General features: G+C 41.3%; 17 protein-coding genes, 1 riboswitch and 1 other annotated feature. Of the genes, 10 read left to right on the top strand and 7 right to left on the bottom strand.

Annotated features, from left to right (window positions below; translation table 11 throughout):
- Nucleotides 1-100 precede the first annotated feature (100 nt).
- Together CSV79_RS11025 and asd are read right to left on the bottom strand one after the other, a co-directional pair.
- Nucleotides 101-589: a DedA family protein gene (locus tag CSV79_RS11025; protein WP_099689106.1), complete on the bottom strand. Its 489-nt coding sequence runs from the start codon at nucleotides 587-589 to the stop codon at nucleotides 101-103.
- Between the two features lie 16 nt (nucleotides 590-605).
- The gene (gene asd / locus CSV79_RS11030; protein ID WP_099689107.1) at nucleotides 606-1,385 is read right to left on the bottom strand and encodes an archaetidylserine decarboxylase; all 780 of its coding nucleotides are present in this window, start codon (nucleotides 1,383-1,385) and stop codon (nucleotides 606-608) included.
- Nucleotides 1,386-1,441: 56 nt separating this feature from the next.
- Here asd and pssA point away from each other — a divergent pair, with 56 nt between their 5' ends.
- From pssA to recQ, 3 genes are all read left to right on the top strand, one after another.
- The gene (gene pssA / locus CSV79_RS11035; RefSeq protein ID WP_099689108.1) at nucleotides 1,442-1,975 is read left to right on the top strand and encodes a CDP-diacylglycerol--serine O-phosphatidyltransferase; all 534 of its coding nucleotides are present in this window, start codon (nucleotides 1,442-1,444) and stop codon (nucleotides 1,973-1,975) included.
- 106 nt (nucleotides 1,976-2,081) lie between these two features.
- On the top strand, nucleotides 2,082-2,498 hold the full coding sequence (locus CSV79_RS11040) for a hemerythrin domain-containing protein (RefSeq protein ID WP_099689109.1): 417 nt from the start codon (nucleotides 2,082-2,084) through the stop codon (nucleotides 2,496-2,498).
- Between the two features lie 29 nt (nucleotides 2,499-2,527).
- Nucleotides 2,528-4,300, top strand: coding sequence for a DNA helicase RecQ (recQ, locus tag CSV79_RS11045; protein ID WP_099689110.1), 1,773 nt, complete (start codon nucleotides 2,528-2,530; stop codon nucleotides 4,298-4,300).
- Between the two features lie 44 nt (nucleotides 4,301-4,344).
- On the opposite strand, the gene CSV79_RS11050 is transcribed toward recQ, so the two are convergent.
- The 3 genes from CSV79_RS11050 to CSV79_RS11060 form a co-directional block, all read right to left on the bottom strand.
- The gene (locus CSV79_RS11050) at nucleotides 4,345-5,010 is read right to left on the bottom strand and encodes a queuosine precursor transporter (RefSeq protein WP_099689111.1); all 666 of its coding nucleotides are present in this window, start codon (nucleotides 5,008-5,010) and stop codon (nucleotides 4,345-4,347) included.
- A gap of 7 nt (nucleotides 5,011-5,017) precedes the next feature.
- Nucleotides 5,018-5,515, bottom strand: coding sequence for a preQ(1) synthase (gene queF / locus CSV79_RS11055; RefSeq protein WP_099689112.1), 498 nt, complete (start codon nucleotides 5,513-5,515; stop codon nucleotides 5,018-5,020).
- Nucleotides 5,516-5,639: 124 nt separating this feature from the next.
- Nucleotides 5,640-5,683: riboswitch (PreQ1 riboswitch) on the bottom strand.
- Between the two features lie 26 nt (nucleotides 5,684-5,709).
- The gene (locus tag CSV79_RS11060; RefSeq protein WP_099689113.1) at nucleotides 5,710-6,879 is read right to left on the bottom strand and encodes an MFS transporter; all 1,170 of its coding nucleotides are present in this window, start codon (nucleotides 6,877-6,879) and stop codon (nucleotides 5,710-5,712) included.
- A 202-nt stretch (nucleotides 6,880-7,081) separates the two neighbouring features.
- Here CSV79_RS11060 and CSV79_RS11065 point away from each other — a divergent pair, with 202 nt between their 5' ends.
- The 4 genes from CSV79_RS11065 (at nucleotide 7,082) to CSV79_RS11080 (ending at nucleotide 10,867) form a co-directional block, all read left to right on the top strand.
- Nucleotides 7,082-8,068 carry a diaminopimelate dehydrogenase gene (locus tag CSV79_RS11065; RefSeq protein WP_099689114.1) on the top strand — a complete coding sequence of 329 codons (987 nt, stop codon included), beginning with the start codon at nucleotides 7,082-7,084 and terminating at the stop codon, nucleotides 8,066-8,068.
- Between the two features lie 46 nt (nucleotides 8,069-8,114).
- Nucleotides 8,115-9,200 (top strand): M42 family metallopeptidase, encoded by a 1,086-nt coding sequence (locus CSV79_RS11070; RefSeq protein WP_099689115.1) that lies wholly within the window; start codon nucleotides 8,115-8,117, stop codon nucleotides 9,198-9,200.
- A gap of 138 nt (nucleotides 9,201-9,338) precedes the next feature.
- Complete coding sequence (argF, locus tag CSV79_RS11075) at nucleotides 9,339-10,304, top strand: ornithine carbamoyltransferase (protein ID WP_099689116.1); 966 nt, start codon at nucleotides 9,339-9,341, stop codon at nucleotides 10,302-10,304.
- A 104-nt stretch (nucleotides 10,305-10,408) separates the two neighbouring features.
- On the top strand, nucleotides 10,409-10,867 hold the full coding sequence (locus CSV79_RS11080; protein WP_099689117.1) for a small multi-drug export protein: 459 nt from the start codon (nucleotides 10,409-10,411) through the stop codon (nucleotides 10,865-10,867).
- 70 nt (nucleotides 10,868-10,937) lie between these two features.
- Here CSV79_RS11080 and sspI read toward each other — a convergent pair whose 3' ends face one another.
- Nucleotides 10,938-11,153 carry a small acid-soluble spore protein SspI gene (gene sspI / locus CSV79_RS11085; RefSeq protein WP_099689118.1) on the bottom strand — a complete coding sequence of 72 codons (216 nt, stop codon included), beginning with the start codon at nucleotides 11,151-11,153 and terminating at the stop codon, nucleotides 10,938-10,940.
- Between the two features lie 79 nt (nucleotides 11,154-11,232).
- Here sspI and CSV79_RS11090 point away from each other — a divergent pair, with 79 nt between their 5' ends.
- The 3 genes from CSV79_RS11090 to pheT all read left to right on the top strand — a co-directional run bounded on the left by CSV79_RS11090 (nucleotide 11,233) and on the right by pheT (nucleotide 15,843).
- Nucleotides 11,233-12,003, top strand: a complete 771-nt coding sequence (locus CSV79_RS11090; RefSeq protein WP_099689119.1) for a TrmH family RNA methyltransferase — start codon at nucleotides 11,233-11,235, stop codon at nucleotides 12,001-12,003.
- A 52-nt stretch (nucleotides 12,004-12,055) separates the two neighbouring features.
- Nucleotides 12,056-12,294: a binding site (T-box leader), on the top strand.
- Nucleotides 12,295-12,381: 87 nt separating this feature from the next.
- Nucleotides 12,382-13,419 (top strand): phenylalanine--tRNA ligase subunit alpha, encoded by a 1,038-nt coding sequence (gene pheS / locus CSV79_RS11095; RefSeq protein ID WP_099689120.1) that lies wholly within the window; start codon nucleotides 12,382-12,384, stop codon nucleotides 13,417-13,419.
- Nucleotides 13,420-13,431: 12 nt separating this feature from the next.
- Nucleotides 13,432-15,843, top strand: a complete 2,412-nt coding sequence (pheT, locus tag CSV79_RS11100) for a phenylalanine--tRNA ligase subunit beta (protein ID WP_099689121.1) — start codon at nucleotides 13,432-13,434, stop codon at nucleotides 15,841-15,843.
- Between the two features lie 209 nt (nucleotides 15,844-16,052).
- On the opposite strand, the gene rnhC is transcribed toward pheT, so the two are convergent.
- Entirely contained in the window at nucleotides 16,053-16,988 is a 936-nt protein-coding gene (rnhC, locus tag CSV79_RS11105) for a ribonuclease HIII (protein WP_099689138.1), read from the bottom strand.
- Nucleotides 16,989-17,028: the final 40 nt, after the last annotated feature.

Here is a 17,028-nt window from a genome sequence, read left to right on the forward strand (position 1 = left end):
GGTCAAAAAAATCGAAGTATAGATAAGAAAGCTGTTAGATAGCTGTAAGTAGACGCGGTTAATCTTCCTCAAACAGGAGAAGATCAACCGTTTTTATTTTTCAGAAGAAAGGTAGACGAAGGAAGTAACCTAAATTAAAGCAAATAATTGTAGATAAAATCACGCCGGGAATGGCAAAGAGAACGTAGCGTCTTATACTCATGCCACTCATACCTGAAACATAACAGACTACATGTCGCATACCGGGTAAGAAATAGCCGAAAGTTACCGCCCAAGAACCGTGTTCCATGAAAAAGCGTTCCACTTTTTGCAGACGATGAGGCGATAGGAATAAATAATTGCCGAATCGCTGGATCAAGGGTTTGCCAATTTTTCTGCCAAGCATATAGGTGACTAACGTTCCGACCATTACACCGGAAGTTGTAAATATAATCGCGAATACAAAACGAAACGTACCTACAGAAGCTAAATAGCCCGCAAAGGTTACGATGAGTTCATCAGGCATTGGTAATCCGAAAATTCCTAACGCCAAAAAGGTGAAGACGGACAAGTACCCATATTGTGCGATAAACCCTTGAATTTGTTCCATTATAAACCTCATCTATTTAGGATTGCCACACTCCAATTCTATCACCTACTTGCACTTCTTTAAAAGCGTCAATTGTTGGAGTTAGTTCACTCTTATTTTCAATAAATAAAATTACGGTAGACCCAAATGCAAAATGACCGAAATCCTGTCCTTTTATACATTCTCTGAAAGAATTTTCTATCCGAATACTATTAACATTCAGTGCCCCGACCTTCACTACTGAGACTTTACCAAACGTACTTTGTATTTCTGAAATGATGCGATAATTAGATGAAAACAAATCATCCTTTAAACGAACCCCTAATTCGTTGACTGGATAAGAAGTCGTTCCAAGTGCATAGCGGCTGATTAGTTTCCCTGAAACGGGATAGTGAAAATGATGGTAATGTTTAGGCGATAGATAAAATAAATAATAATAACCGTTTTGGTAAGGTGCCGCTTTGGAGGGGTCTCCTAACAACGCGGGAAGACTGTATGTTTTGTCCTTTACGACGAATTCTTGCTGTTCGTTGACAAGACCTGAGCAACTTAACACACCGTCTACAGGTGAAATAAGTACATTTGGGTCGCTATCGATTGGACGACTATTAGCTTTTAATGAGCGAGTGAAATAATCATTTAGGCTCTTATACTCGTTTATTGGGTATTCTGCTTCCTCTTGTTGTATATGATAGAAAGACGCAAACGGCTTAATTAATGGCTTACTTATTGCAGAGGTAGTGAATTTCTGTAACAGTGTAGAACTAAACGGATGACCTGTTAATTCTACAAATGATTTAAAAACTTGGCTTTTCATCTTTTCATCCTTTCATTTTAAGACTATAATAAGTTAGTTAAAGAGGAGGCAATGCGGTGTTTTCATTCAGATATTTTGATTATACTAAACTAAAATCACAATTGGCGAACATCATTACACTTTTTAATTTAAGTTTAGGAATAATAGCAATAATACTCGTATTAAAAGGCCATGGCCACATGAGTTTGATGTTCATCTTTTTTGCAGCATTATTCGATAGATTTGATGGTATGGTCGCTAGACATTATAATGCGGAGTCTGCTTTTGGTAAAGAACTTGATTCACTTAGCGATTTAGTTTCATTTGGCGTAGCACCTGCTATGCTGATTTATCATGCGGCTTTATCAGATACACTTTGGATTGGTTTATCGGCGGTGGTATTCTATATTCTAGCCGGTGCAGTGCGTTTGGCACGTTATAACGTAGAAGAATTTGATGGTTCGTTTTATGGTCTGCCGATAACAGTGGCAGGTGTTTTTCTTACATTAGGCTATTTTGCTGTTCCTTATATTGCTGCACCATACTTTGTCATCTATATGTCTATTTTAGCATGGATGATGGTGAGTCGAATACGTATCGCGAAAGTCTAAAGTAGGTCTTGTAGGGTGAACCCCTGCAAGGCTTTTTCATTTTGAGAAACTTTCATAGCTTTGTTAATTCTGTTATGCTTAGGATAAAGAAGAAGGAGTGGTTTATGTGTCTGGACCCGCATTAAGACAGCTTCATTCCCATCGGGCGATTCACGAAGGCGGCCTATCTGGGGCTGTAATGAACACAGAAAATTTAATTGGTTATCTACAGCGAGGAGAAGTGGAAATGGTTAACCAAGCATGCGACCATTTACTTGAGTATTGGAAAACTAGAGTCATCAGTCATGCAGACGCTGAAGAAGAAGGTTTCTATAAGCAATTGTTGGAGGAGAATCCTGGACTCGAGCGTGAAATCATTCAACTGACACGTGATCATGATCTTCTACGTTTACTTGTTGCAGATATTGAAGCTGCGCGACAGAAGGATCTAAACGTAACGGCGGAGATCATGCAGAAATTTCATGCATTATTAGTCATTAACGAATTACATAGTCGTGAAGAAGAACGATTGTTATTTCAATAAAATGATAGGTATAGAAGAAGGAGGTGGCGATGATCCAAGATCCATTAGACATTTTAGCTAAGTATTTTGGTTATTCAGCATTTCGTGATGGTCAACAACGTGTCATCGATCAAGTATTGCAAGGTGATGATACACTTTGTGTCATGCCAACAGGTGGCGGAAAGTCTGTTTGTTATCAAGTGCCTGCTTTAGCGATGGAAGGGACCGTTCTTGTAATATCCCCACTCATTTCATTGATGAAGGATCAGGTCGATGCATTGCACCAGCTAGGTATTCCTGCAGCGTATATCAATAGTACGTTATCAACGGAAGAGTATTTCGGTACGATGGATCTCGCATTAGCAGGGAAATATAAATTATTATACGTGGCGCCTGAGCGATTAGATTCGGAATCATTTCTCAATCAATTGCGGAAAATGACAATTCCTTTAATCGCGATTGATGAAGCGCATTGTATTTCACAATGGGGGCATGATTTCCGACCGAGCTATCGCAATATCCATCGTATTTTAGACTATTTGAAAAACCGCCCCATCATTCTTGCGTTAACTGCGACCGCTACGCCAGAAGTACAGGATGATATTTGTCAGCAACTACATATTCCTCCTGTTAGCCGTGTCGTTACTGGCTTCGAACGCAGTAATTTAGTGTTTTCTGTAGTTAAAGGACAAAATCGTGATCAGTTCGTTAAGGATTACACACAGAAAAATAAAAATGAATCGGGTATTATTTATGCAGCTACGAGAAAAGCAGTGGAACAAGTATATGTAGCACTTGAGAAGAACGGTATCGCTGTAGCGAAATACCATGCAGGCTTGCCTGACCATGAACGACAGCGTCAGCAAGATCGCTTCATCATGGAAGATGCGCGTGTGATGGTCGCGACCAATGCGTTCGGAATGGGTATCGATAAATCCAATATACGCTATGTCATTCATTACCAAATGCCGAAAAATATGGAGAGTTATTATCAAGAAGCCGGCAGAGCGGGGCGTGATGGGCTTGATAGTGATTGCTATTTATTATTTTCTTCGCAAGATGTCCTGACGCAACGCTTCCTTATTGATCAATCCCCTGATCCATCACGTGTTTCCAATGAGCTCAAAAAGATGCAGGTGATGGTCGATTATTGCCATACAGAAGGCTGCCTACAAAGACATATTATCACATACTTTGGTGAAGGAGACGCACAAGACTGTAAGCGTTGCGGCAACTGTACTGACACACGAGAGCAATTTGATGTGACATTAGAAACGCAAAAAGTATTATCCTGTGTCATTCGGATGGGGCAACGTTTCGGTAAAACGATGGTGGCGCAAGTACTAACAGGGTCAAAAAATAAGAAAGTGAAAGAATTCAATTTCGATCAACTGACAACTTATGGATTGTTGAAAGAACGTAGCGCCAAAGATGTTGCGGATTTCATTGAGTTTTTAATATCAGAGAACTATTTGCAAGTAGAAAGCGGCACATTTCCCATCATTTACGTGTCAGAACAAGGAAAAGATGTTTTGTTGGGCAAGGAAAAAGTTTGGCGTAAAGGCGAAATGGTCACGACGGTCGTCGCGAAAGATGATCCGTTATTTAACGAACTGCGTGCGCTACGCTTAAAGTTAGCACAAGAAGCAGGCGTCCCACCATTCGTCATTTTCTCGGACAAGACATTGCGCGACATGGTAGCTAAAATGCCAACAACTGAAGAGGATTTATTGACTGTACAGGGTGTAGGAGAAACAAAGCTAGAACGCTACGGTGACGTCTTCCTAGAAATCATCGAGTCATTTGCAACACAGCAAGCGTAAAAAGAGCCATTCCAACTTGGAATGGCTCTTTTCATATCATGTGTTTATTGGTTGGACAGCATTTCATCCGATTTGCTAAAAGGATCGGAATGAGGACTTTGCTTACCTTCCATCTTACGGCAAATTGCCACTAAGAAATAGACAATCGGTGTATCGATCAAGGCAACAACAAACTTGAAAATATATTGTGTAATGATCAATCCAAGTAAGGCGCTTACTGGCATGACACCGTAAAATGCTATAGTAATAAAAATCACTGTATCGACTAATTGGCTAGCCATTGTTGATGCATTATTACGGATCCATAACTTCTTTTCCCCGTGTTTTTCCTTCAGCTTATGGAAAATAGTAACGTCTAGATTTTGACTTACGATATAGGCAATTAGACTGGCAAGGGTCACGCGAAAACCTGCAGAAAAAATCGTCTGGAATGCCTCCTGATCTTCGTAAAATGGGGCAGCAGGCAAATGAATCGCAAGCCAAATGAAAAAACTAGATAAAAGTTGGGCGATTAAACCGGTAAAGACCGTCTGACGCGCTGCTTCCTTACCATAGGTTTCGGTCAATACATCCAAAATGGGGTATGTGCATACATAGACTAAAGCTGCTGCAGGTAATACAATCCAGCTTCCGAAACTGACCAACTTAATCGCTAAAATATTGGATAAAATAAGTAAACCCACGAATATACCACTTAAATAATACCTCATCATCTAGTCACCGATTATCGACTTTCTCAGGATAGAGATCATGCTGGAATAGACGCTGCTCAGCCATTTGTTCGAATTTCGTACCCGGCTTACCATAATTACAATACGGATCAATTGACAGACCGCCACGTGGAGTAAACTTCCCCCAAACTTCAATATAGCGTGGTTCTAGTAATTTGACCAAATCCAACATGATCGAATTAACACAATCCTCATGAAAATCCCCATGATTGCGGAAGCTAAATAAATATAGCTTCAATGACTTACTTTCCACTAATTTACGATCTGGAATAAAACTAATATAAATTGTTGCGAAATCAGGCTGTCCTGTTTGTGGACAAAGCGACGTGAATTCTGGACAATTAAATTTCACGAAGTAATCTCTTGAGTGATGTAAATTATCGATTGCTTCTAGAACATCTGGATTATAGGAATAATCATAGACTGTTTCTTGATTACCTAGTAACGTTAAATCTCCTAATGTTGCTTCATCTCTTCCTGCCATTTAAAAAAACCTCCTGAGTATGTAGTCAGGGAGGTTCATAGACGTGTTGAATTCTATACTCTATTCTCAGTAAAAAGTCGCTGAAAATATAGAAAGCCATGTCAATGGACATGGCGAAAATTCATCATCCATAGTTTTTTATAGAGGGTCGCTATGAACCTCTCCCGAACAGGTTATTCATTTCTTACAAGATATTACTGGATGGTTGTCGCTTTGTCAACGGGGCGAATATCTTTTCGAAGACCATAAAGCGTAAATAGGCCCGCGATAAATAAGATACTACTTGCGACTATGAATGCGTACTGGAAACTTAAATCCAAACCACCAATTACGCTTGAACCCGCTACCACACCAAACGAAAAGAATGCATAGAAGAAACCGTACGCTTTCCCTCTCGTTTGGACTTCAGTCGAATCGATTAACAACGAATTGATAGAAGGGAACAACAGCGCGAACCCGATTCCATAGACAACCATCGCCGTCATCATCAGTGATAACTCATCGACTTGTGATAAAAATAGCATACTTCCACTCATTAAAAATAAACCTAGCGCCAATGTCAACATCGGCCGAGCGACATCGAAGATTCGGTTGACCGGCAGAACGAATATTAACACAGCAACCAACCCGAAGATACTTAATAACATACCCGTCGTTTTGGCATCATACTGTAAAAATTCCACTTTCAGAGGTAACACTAAAGCGAGAACCCCTTGTGAAAACATTAAGAAAAAGGCACCTAGAAATGCACGGATGATACCAGGGTGGTGGAAGAAAGACCATGGTTTCACTGCGTTTTGCGTTTCAGATTTTATTTTCCTAACATAAGTAAACGTACGTAAAAATAAAATCGTGCCAATCGTCAATAGCAACATAAACACACCGTTAATTGCCATGATGGTCACGACGTTTGTTTTTACGGAAACGATCCCGCTATAAGCAGGTCCAAAAATTGCAGCTAGTCCAACAAATGCACCTGAAATAGCGGCATTACGTCCTCTTTTCGAACGTTCTGAACCATTCGCAAGAAACGTGAATGCAGCTGGAATGATTAAACCTTCCGTCAATCCATGTAAAAAGCGAATCCCGATCAATGATACTGAACCACTGATTAATCCATAAGAGAACAAAGATAAAGCGGAAGTGAATAGACCAAACAGCAAAATATAGAAGGGGCCTTTTCGGTCAGTCAGTATACCTGAAATGATATTGCCGAAGATGTTAGCAAATGAATAGATCCCGACAGACAATCCAATAATGAACGCAGGAGAACCGAGTTGCGTTGCGAATGGACTAATGACAGGGAGTTGGGAAAATAAATCAAAAAATGAGAAGAAAACAATTAAATAGACAAAAAAGCGCACGAAAGATCCCTACTTTACAAATTATTCAACTGTCCTCTATTTTACCATGAAACTTTATGAAATGAACGGAACTGCTCATGAAGAAAAAAAGTCCGAATGGAACGTTAAATATTTCATACGAACTATAGAAATATTCGCAATCTCGTAGCCTTCACGGTAAAATGGGAAAGGTAAACAAGAAAGTGGAAGGGGATCGGTTAATTTGACTAATGTAATTCGAGTAGGTATCGCGGGATACGGAAATTTGGGGCGTGGCGTTGAATCCTCAATCAGTCAGAATGGGGATATGGAGTTAGTTGGTGTCTTCACGCGCAGAGAGCCTGAAGATGTTCAACTGCTTTCTGATCAAGTGCCTGTCTACAAACTTGATGAAATTGAATCATTCAAAGAAAAAATCGATGTCCTGATTTTATGTGGCGGTTCAAAAAACGATCTTCCTGAGCAAGGTCCTGCACTCGCCAAATATTTCACAACGGTCGATAGTTTTGATACACATGCTAAAATTCCTGAGTATTTCGCTGCGGTCGATGAAGTAGCAAAAGCAGCAGGTACAACAGCGATCATTTCAGTTGGCTGGGATCCAGGTCTATTCTCTATCAATCGTTTAATGGGTGAAGCGATTTTGCCTGTAGGGGAAACGTATACATTCTGGGGTAAAGGTTTGAGCCAAGGACACTCTGATGCAGTTAGACGAGTGGATGGAGTCAAAGCTGGCGTTCAATATACAATACCTGCAGAAGATGCAATCAATCGTGTGCGTAATGGTGAACACCCGGAATTAACAACAAAAGAGAAACATACACGTGAATGTTATGTTGTATTAGAAGAAGGCGCAAGCGAAGAACAAGTGCGTGAAACAATCGTTACTATGCCAGATTATTTCGCAGAATACAATACAACAGTTAACTTCATCACAGAAGATGAATTACGTCGTGATCACGCGAAAATGCCGCATGGTGGATTTGTTATTAGAAGTGGTAGTACTGGTAAGCATACAGACCAAGTGATCGAGTTTTCATTGAAACTAGATAGCAACCCTGAATTTACTTCTAGCGTACTAGTAGCTTACGCACGTGCAGCATACAAGTTACAACAAAAAGGTGATACAGGCGCGAAAACGGTCTATGACATCGCTCCAGGTTTACTATCACCGAAGTCTCCAGCGGACTTAAGGAAAGAACTTCTATAAGTACGTGTTACGTTAAAAGGTAGTAAAAAGAGGAGGAACGCTTTTTATGGAACTAGATGAAACGTTAGAGATGCTTAAAGAGTTGACAGATGCACGTGGGATCCCAGGCAATGAGAGAGAAGCACGTGACGTGATGAAAAAACATATCGAACCATTTGTAGATGAAATCGATCACGACGGTCTTGGTTCATTGATCGCGCACAAAGAAGGCGATGCGAATGGACCTAAAATTATGATTGCTGGGCACTTGGATGAAGTCGGTTTTATGGTTACACGAATAGATGATAAAGGCTTCATTTATTTCCAAACAGTAGGTGGTTGGTGGTCACAAGTGATGCTCGCTCAACGTGTGTCCATCGTCACGCGCTCAGGCGAAACGATTACAGGTGTCATTGGCTCAAAACCGCCACATATTCTAACTCCTGAAGCGCGTAAAAAGCCAGTAGATATTAAAGACATGTTTTTTGACGTTGGTGCTACATCTAAGGAAGAAGTATTGTCGTGGGGAATTCTACCGGGTGATATGGCAGTACCGTACTTTGATTTTACTGTTATGAAAAACGAAAATTTCTTACTTGCAAAAGCGTGGGATAACCGAATTGGTTGTGCAATCGCAATTGAAGTGATGAAACAGTTAAAAGATGAAAAGCATCCAAACCGGGTCTACGGTGTCGGTGCGATTCAAGAAGAAGTGGGTTTACGTGGAGCAAAAACCGCGACAAATAAAATTCAACCAGCAATCGGCTTTGCGGTAGACGTAGGAATTGCAGGAGATACGCCAGGAGTGACGGCTAAAGAATCCGTAGGTAATATGGGCGAAGGTCCACAAATCCTGTTGTATGATGCATCAATGGTATCGCATAGAGGCTTGCGTAATTTTGTAGTAGAGACAGCAGAAGAGCTTAAAATCCCTTATCAGTTTGCCACAATGGCTGGTGGTGGAACGGATGCAGGATCCATTCATGTAAGTGGTACAGGAATTCCGACATTGGCGATTTGTATCCCTACCCGTTACATTCACTCCCATGCAGCTATGTTACATCGTGCAGACTTTGAGAACACAGTGAAACTTTTAGTGGAACTAGTGAAACGATTGGATGCCGAAACAGTTCATAAAATAACATTCGAATAATTTTTAGCAGCGGTGCCATCATGGTATCGCTGTTATTGTTTAAACAATGATTAAAGTAATAAAAATTCATTTGACTTCATAAATATACATAGGTATACTAATTTATACATACTTCAAATGGATGGTAGGGATCAGGAAATGACAAATAATAATCAAACAAAATCACTGATAGAAAAAGAAAGTCTAAAGGGACGCGACTTCTTGACATTATTAGATTATTCAAGTGAAGAAATTGCTTATTTACTTCAACTTGCATATGATATGAAACAAGATACACTTGCTGGAAAAAAGCCACCTGTATTGGCGGGCAAAACGCTTGGTATGATTTTTGAGAAGCATTCCACTCGTACGCGTATTTCATTCGAAGTCGGCATGATTCATCTTGGTGGACATGGCCTATTCATGAACGCACGTGATTTGCAAATCGGTCGTGGGGAGTCCGTATCAGATACTGGGAAAGTATTGTCACAATTTTTGGATGGTGTCATGATTCGTGCAAAATCGCATAAAATGGTAGAAGAATTAGCTGAACATACAACCGTTCCAGTAATTAATGGACTTACGGATTTATTCCACCCATGTCAGGCAATGGCTGATCTATTAACGATCAAAGAAGTGAAAGGCGATCTAAAGGGCCAGAAGCTTTCCTATATTGGAGACGGCAATAACGTAGCGCATTCACTAGTTATTGCAGGTGCACATATGGGGATGAACGTGGCAGTCGCTACACCTAAAGGTTATGAATACCATGCAGGTTTACTAGAAAAAGCGAAGAAAATTGCTGAAGCAAATGGCGGTAGCGTGACGGCGACATATGATCCAATTGAAGCGGCAACAGACGCAGATGCAATCTATACAGACGTATGGACGAGTATGGGTCAAGAAGAAGAAGCGGCGAAACGTCTAATCGATTTCAAAGACTTTCAAATCAATGATCAACTAGTAGGTCATGCGAAAAAAGATTATGTATTTTTACATTGTCTACCTGCGCACCGTGAAGAAGAGGTTACCGCGTCAGTTATTGATGGTGAAAATTCTTATGTATTCCAACAAGCAGGCAACCGTCTACATGCACAAAAAGCTGTCTTGGCTTCATTGCTATAAGAATATAACTGCTTTCCTAATTTAATAGGAGGGCAGTTTTTTTATGTCTACTACTACATGTCTTTGCTATACTGTAATCAACCCGAATGAGGGAGGAAAAAAGTTTGTTAACGTATATACTTGTGTTTCTCTTAGGCGCCGCGCCAGGCTTTGAAGTTCTTGTGGCGGTTCCCCTCGGTATTTTAAGAGGAATGTCGCCAGTAACTGCAACTATAATTGGATTTGCTGGAAATGCTACTACTATTTTGATTGAAGTGATTGTATTTCAGAAGTTGAAAACATGGTGGGATAGTAAAAGAAAGAAGGCTGTTGCACTACCTTCCAAACGAACCGCGCGAGCTGAAACGATTTGGAGACGTTATGGTGTACCTGGGCTTGCGTTACTCGGACCTATTTTGATAGGGTCCCATCTCGCTGCATTCTTAGCTTTGGCACTTGGTTCATCTAAAAAACTAACGTCGATCTGGCTTGTAATTAGTCTAGCCATTTGGTCCATCGTCTTTGCGTTCTTAGCCGTACTAGGGATTGATGTTTTTTCTTGGGTGTTTCAGAAACTATTTTAATAAACAATACATCCTTCACTCGCGTAGAATGAAGGATGTATTGTTATGTTTTTTGCTAAGTAGTCAAAACTTATTGCGCTTTAGCAAATGCCTGCGCCAGTTCGCTTGTCATTTCTTGCTTTTCTTGATCGTCAGCACGTCGCCAAAGTTGTTCGAAAAACACACCTAATCCTGGCAGTAAATGTTCCTCACCACGCGCAATTGCATCATCAATCACATTACGTACATCTGAAGCACTATTATTCGTCATATTCGCCGCAATCGCATCTCGTATTTGAAAATCCATATTATCAGCCTCCTATCATCATCTTTTCCACAACAGTATCTAAATATACGTGTATTTGGTACACTAAAAAGAAAAAAGGATGTACTGCCTCTTGAATAAACGAATCGAATCAACTCAAAACTCCTTAGTAAAACATTGGAAAAAGCTAGTGACTACAAGAAAAGAGCGTGATCAGACGAAAGAGTTTCTCGTTGAAGGTTTTCATCTTGTGGAAGAAGCGTTGAAACAACCAGACTTGGTTATTCAGCTACTTGTACGTGAAGACATCGCTATTCCATCACACTGGAACGCGCCGATTATTGATTTGACGGCAACGGTTGCGAAAGAGATTTCTGAAACAGAACAAACACAAGGCGTTTTTGCCTATTGCCGACAGCCGAAATATGATGAAACGGACCAACGTCAATGGAAACGTCTATTGCTGATTGACGCTGTTCAAGATCCAGGAAATATTGGCACGATGATCCGTACAGCGGATGCAGCTGGATTAGATGCAGTCATTCTTGGTAAAGGTTGCGCGGATCCATTCAATCCAAAGACGGTACGTTCAGCACAAGGATCACATTTCCATATTCCGGTCGTACGTGAAGAATTGACAACATGGCTTGAACGTTTGAAATCAGAAAACATCCCAGTCATTGGCACAGGGCTACAGGAAGCGGTCACATTAAGTGAGATGAAACCACAACCGGCTTTTGCCTTACTCGTCGGCAATGAAGGAAGCGGTGTAGATCCTGAACTATTGTCTCAAGCAGATCACGTTGTGAAAATCCCTCTTTATGGACAAGCTGAATCACTAAATGTAGCCGTTGCGACAGGCATTCTATTATATACACTACGCGAGCTGTAATAAGCCTATTGAAGGCGAAATCGTTTTACGGTATACTGTGAGATGAATCAAAACAATAGCAACGACCGGGAAAAGTAGATGAAAAGTTGCGTTCTTAGGGATTTCACACCTCGACTGAAAGTGTGAAAAACGCGCCTCACCGAAGTTCACCCCGCGAGCTGCACGCTTGGACCATTTATGTAAAGGCGTGCCGGCAAAGGACCGTTATTCCAATTTAAGTGATTTTGCATCCTATTTTTTTATGATGCAAACTAATCAGGGTGGTACCGCGAAATCGACCTCGTCCCTTTTATAGGGGCGAGTTTTTTGTTTTTCGTAAAACTTCCTATATGGAACGTGTGAAAACCACACCTGAAATAGAGAGAGGAGCTCATACACATGAAAGAACAGCTACATGAACTGAAAGAACAAGTCATGGAGAAAATCAAACAGTCTAATACTGTTAAAGAACTAAACGATGTCCGCGTGGCCTACCTTGGGAAAAAAGGTCCGATCACAGACTTACTTAAAGGAATGGGAAAACTGCCTGCGGAAGAACGTCCGAAAATGGGCGCGCTTGTCAACGAAATTCGTGAAAGCGTAACGGAAATCTTGGAGGAACGCAAAGAAGTCCTAGAACAAGCAGCGATCCAGGAACAGCTCGCTAAAGAATCAATCGACGTCACACTACCTGGTCGTCCAGTAGAACTTGGTAACCACCATCCGCTAACACGCGTTGTTGAAGAAATTGAAGATTTCTTTATTAGCATGGGCTATGAAATTGCAGAAGGTCCTGAAGTTGAAAAGGACTACTATAACTTTGAAGCATTGAACTTGCCAAAAGGTCATCCAGCACGTGATATGCAAGATTCCTTCTATATTACAGAAGACATCTTACTGCGTACGCACACTTCACCTGTACAAGCACGTACGATGGAAGCTAAAGAAGGTTCTGCGATAAAGATCATCTGTCCAGGAAAAGTGTATCGCCGCGACTCAGATGACGCGACGCATTCCCACCAATTTACACAAATTGAAGGATTGGTTGTCGGAGAAAATATCCGTATGAGTGATTTAAAAGGTACGCTTGATTTATTGGCGAAGAAATTATTCGGTGCAGAGCGTGAAATTCGTCTGCGTCCAAGCTTTTTCCCATTCACTGAGCCTTCTGTAGAAATGGATATTTCTTGTTTCAAATGTGGCGGGTCAGGCTGTAACGTGTGTAAGAAAACCGGCTGGATTGAAATTTTAGGTGCAGGTATGGTACACCCGAACGTTCTTCAGATGGCCGGCTATAATCCGGAAGAAGTCACAGGATTTGCGTTCGGTATGGGACCAGAACGAATTGCGATGTTAAAATACGGCGTGGAAGATATTCGTCATTTCTATACAAATGACATTCGGTTTATTTCACAATTCCACCGGGCAGAGGCATAAGGAGGAATACTGATGTTAGTATCAACAAATTGGTTAAGTACGTATGTAGATTGGAATGAATTGAGCGTAGAGGATTTGGCAGAAAAAATCACACGCGCGGGAATTGAAGTAGACGGTATTATCAATCGTTCATTAGGAATGGATAATATTGTTATAGGGTATGTGACAGATTGCGTTAAGCATCCAGAAGCAGACAAGCTTCATATTTGTCAAGTTGATGTAGGCGGGGAAGTCACGCAAATTATTTGTGGTGCACCGAATATCGCGGCGGGACAAAAAGTAATCGTTGCACGTCCGGGCGCTGTTTTACCTGGTGGAATGAAAATTAAAAAAGCAAAACTTCGTGGCGAAGAGTCAAACGGTATGATCTGTTCATTGCAAGAGCTTGGCATCGAAGGAAAGCTTGTGCCGAAAGCCTATGCAGAAGGAATTTATGTCTTGCCAAGTGATGTACGTGCAGGAGATAGTGCGTTGAGACATCTTGGACTGTACGACCAAGTGCTTGAGTTTGATTTGACACCGAACCGTTCAGATGCGTTAAGCATGCTAGGTGTAGCGTACGAAGTAGGGGCTATTCTTTCAAAAGAAGTTAAATTACCGGTTATTTCTTATAAGGCATCAGCTGAAAAAGCACAGGATTATTTGAAATTGACAGTAGAAGCAACTGAAGATAATCCGATGTATGTAGCGAAAGTCGTGAAGAACGTTAAAGTAGCAGAATCACCGCAATGGTTACAAAATACACTGATGTCAGCAGGCATTCGTCCGCATAATAACATCGTTGACATTACGAACTATGTGTTGATGGAATATGGACAGCCATTGCACGCGTTCGACTATAATCGTCTTGAAACGAAAGAAATCGTCGTTCGACATGCACGTGTTGACGAAACGATCGTGACACTTGATCAGGCTGAACGTACATTGAATGATCACAACCTTGTGATTACAAACGGCATCGAACCAGTGGCACTTGCGGGTGTAATGGGTGGTGCGAATTCTGAAGTACACGAAGGCACAACGACTGTCGTGATTGAATCGGCTTATTTCGCTCCGGGATCCGTGCGTCAGACATCGAAAGAAGTTGGACTACGTAGTGATGCGAGTACACGTTTTGAAAAAGGTGTAGATCCAAACCGTGTAGTAGATGCAGCCGAACGTGCAGCGCAATTAATGGCTGAACTTGCTGGTGGAGAAGTGTTAGGTGGCTCTGTAACATTTGACGAGCTAGACAAAACGCCTGAGCGTATTATTCTTTCACCGGATTACGTCAATAATCGTCTAGGTATGAAAATTCCGATGGACGAAATGAAAAGCATCATGGATCGCTTACAAATTCCTACAGAAGCAATCAACGGCCAACTGGTGATGGATATTCCAACGAGACGCCAAGATTTACGTATTAAAGAAGATATGATCGAGGAAATTGCTCGTCTTTATGGTTATGATGAAATTCCAAAAACATTGCCTGTCGGAGAAAGTACACCAGGCGGCTTAACTCCTTATCAAGCAAAGCGCCGAATCGTCCGCAGATTTTTAGAAGCAGCGGGACTTTCACAAGCGTTAACATATTCTTTGGCTTCACCTAAAGATGCACAGGCATTTGCGTTGGAGACAGCACCTGTCACGGAATTGCTCATGCCAATGAGTGAAGAACGTAGTGTTCTTCGTCAAAGCATAATCCCTCATTTATTGGATGCTGCGACATATAACGTAGCACGCCGTAATGAGTCAGTGGCACTTTATGAAACAGGTTCTGTATTCTTAGGTATCGAGGAAGATGGCTTACCTAAAGAAGTCGAGCATGTCGCTGCAGTTCTAACGGGTAAATGGGTTAATCATGCGTGGCAAGGTGAGTCTAAAAAGGTAGACTTCTTCGTAATGAAGGGAATTGTGGAAGGTATGTTCGAACAGCTGGGTCTACTTGAGCGTATTGAATTCACAAAAGCGACTGTAGAAGGAATGCACCCTGGTCGTACCGCAACTGTATGGCTAGGTGATACAGCTGTTGGTATGATCGGCCAAGTGCATCCAACGGTACAAAATGAGCGTGATTTACAAGAAACGTATGTAATGGAAATGAACTTACGTGTAATTTTGGAAACAGCGGCAGAAGAATTATTCTACACTCCAGTCCCGCGTTTCCCATCAATTTCACGTGATATTGCATTAGTTGTAAATAGCGATACATCTGCTGCGAACTTGGAGAAGATTATTCACCAAGCGGGCGGCAAGCTATTGAAAAGTGTTCAGTTGTTTGACTTGTATGAAGGTAAGAATGTCGAAGATGGCAAGAAGTCATTGGCGTTCTCGTTGACGTACTTTGATCCAGAACGTACATTAACGGATGAAGAAGTCGTTACTGTTCATAGTAAGGTGCTAGATGCGTTGACTGTTCAGGCCAATGCTCAGTTGAGATCATAAGATGGAGAAAGGGCTGGGACATTACTAGAAAATAGCCCGTTCCCCTGCGCTCCTGTATCTTAAAAAAGTTACGTTTATAAATACGTAGTCAAAAAGAAAAATGCATGAAGGAGAAGAAAGATCCTTCATGCATTTTTTTGTTTGTCCCACCCCTTTTGCATTTTAATGGAAATAATAGGGGAATAGAAATCTCGAGCCACAACCCTAGTTTACTTCTTATAAACCAATTTCAAAGCCTTTTGCGTGTTGGCAAAGTGTACTTTTGTGAGGGTTTTTAAAAACGCTTCGCCTTTTTTGCGGATGATCTGGCAAGCGATTTGGTCGACCTTGGGTCCTGCTCCTTTTGGTAAGGTAACGCCTGCTTTAACGCTAAGCTGATCCATCGCTTCAAGAAACGCTACTCGTGCTAAAATAGATGCAGTCGCTACGGAGACATGCAAATTCTCGGCTTTTGTAGAGAAAAGTACTTTGTCGCGGATAATTGTCGACTCGTTTTTTAAATGATTATAGTAAACTTTTCGTTCAGCGAATTGGTCGATTAAAATGTATTCAGGTGTGTTTGGTGCCATTTGCTGTAACACTCGCTCAAGCGCTTGGTTATGCAAAACAGCTTTGATCTTTCCTTGTGACCACCCTTGACTTTGTATTTCGTTATATTTATCATTATCGAGCGTCAAAACAGCATAGGTGACGACTCGCTTCAGATCACCTGCAATTTGTTGCATATGGGCATCTGTCAATTGTTTTGAGTCTTTTACGCCTAATTCACGGACGAGCTCGATTTGATCACTACTGACAAAACATGCAGCGACTGTGATTGGACCAAAGAAATCGCCGGTACCTGTTTCGTCTGATCCGAGGACGGATAATGAAGCGAAGTTTGCGGGTAAGACATCTCCCTTCGAGCTTGAGCTTTTCGCTTTAGTTGCAGTGATTGTGGCGAGGGAACCGAAACGTGCAGCTTCGCGATCAGCACCTGCCCCCTGGAATAATACTTTTCCTGACTTATAAGCCGTAATCGATGTATCAGCTATCTTTGCGGCGAATATTACGCCGGGTGCGTTGCGGGTAATTTTACTCGCTGCGTAAAATTGAAACACCTTAGACATTTCATTTTCTGTTAAAACAATCACTTGGTTACTCAACGGTTCATTCACTCACTTCCTGAAAGGATATCCACTAGTA

The organism is Sporosarcina sp. P13, from assembly GCF_002743055.1.
Lineage (GTDB): Bacteria > Bacillota > Bacilli > Bacillales_A > Planococcaceae > Sporosarcina.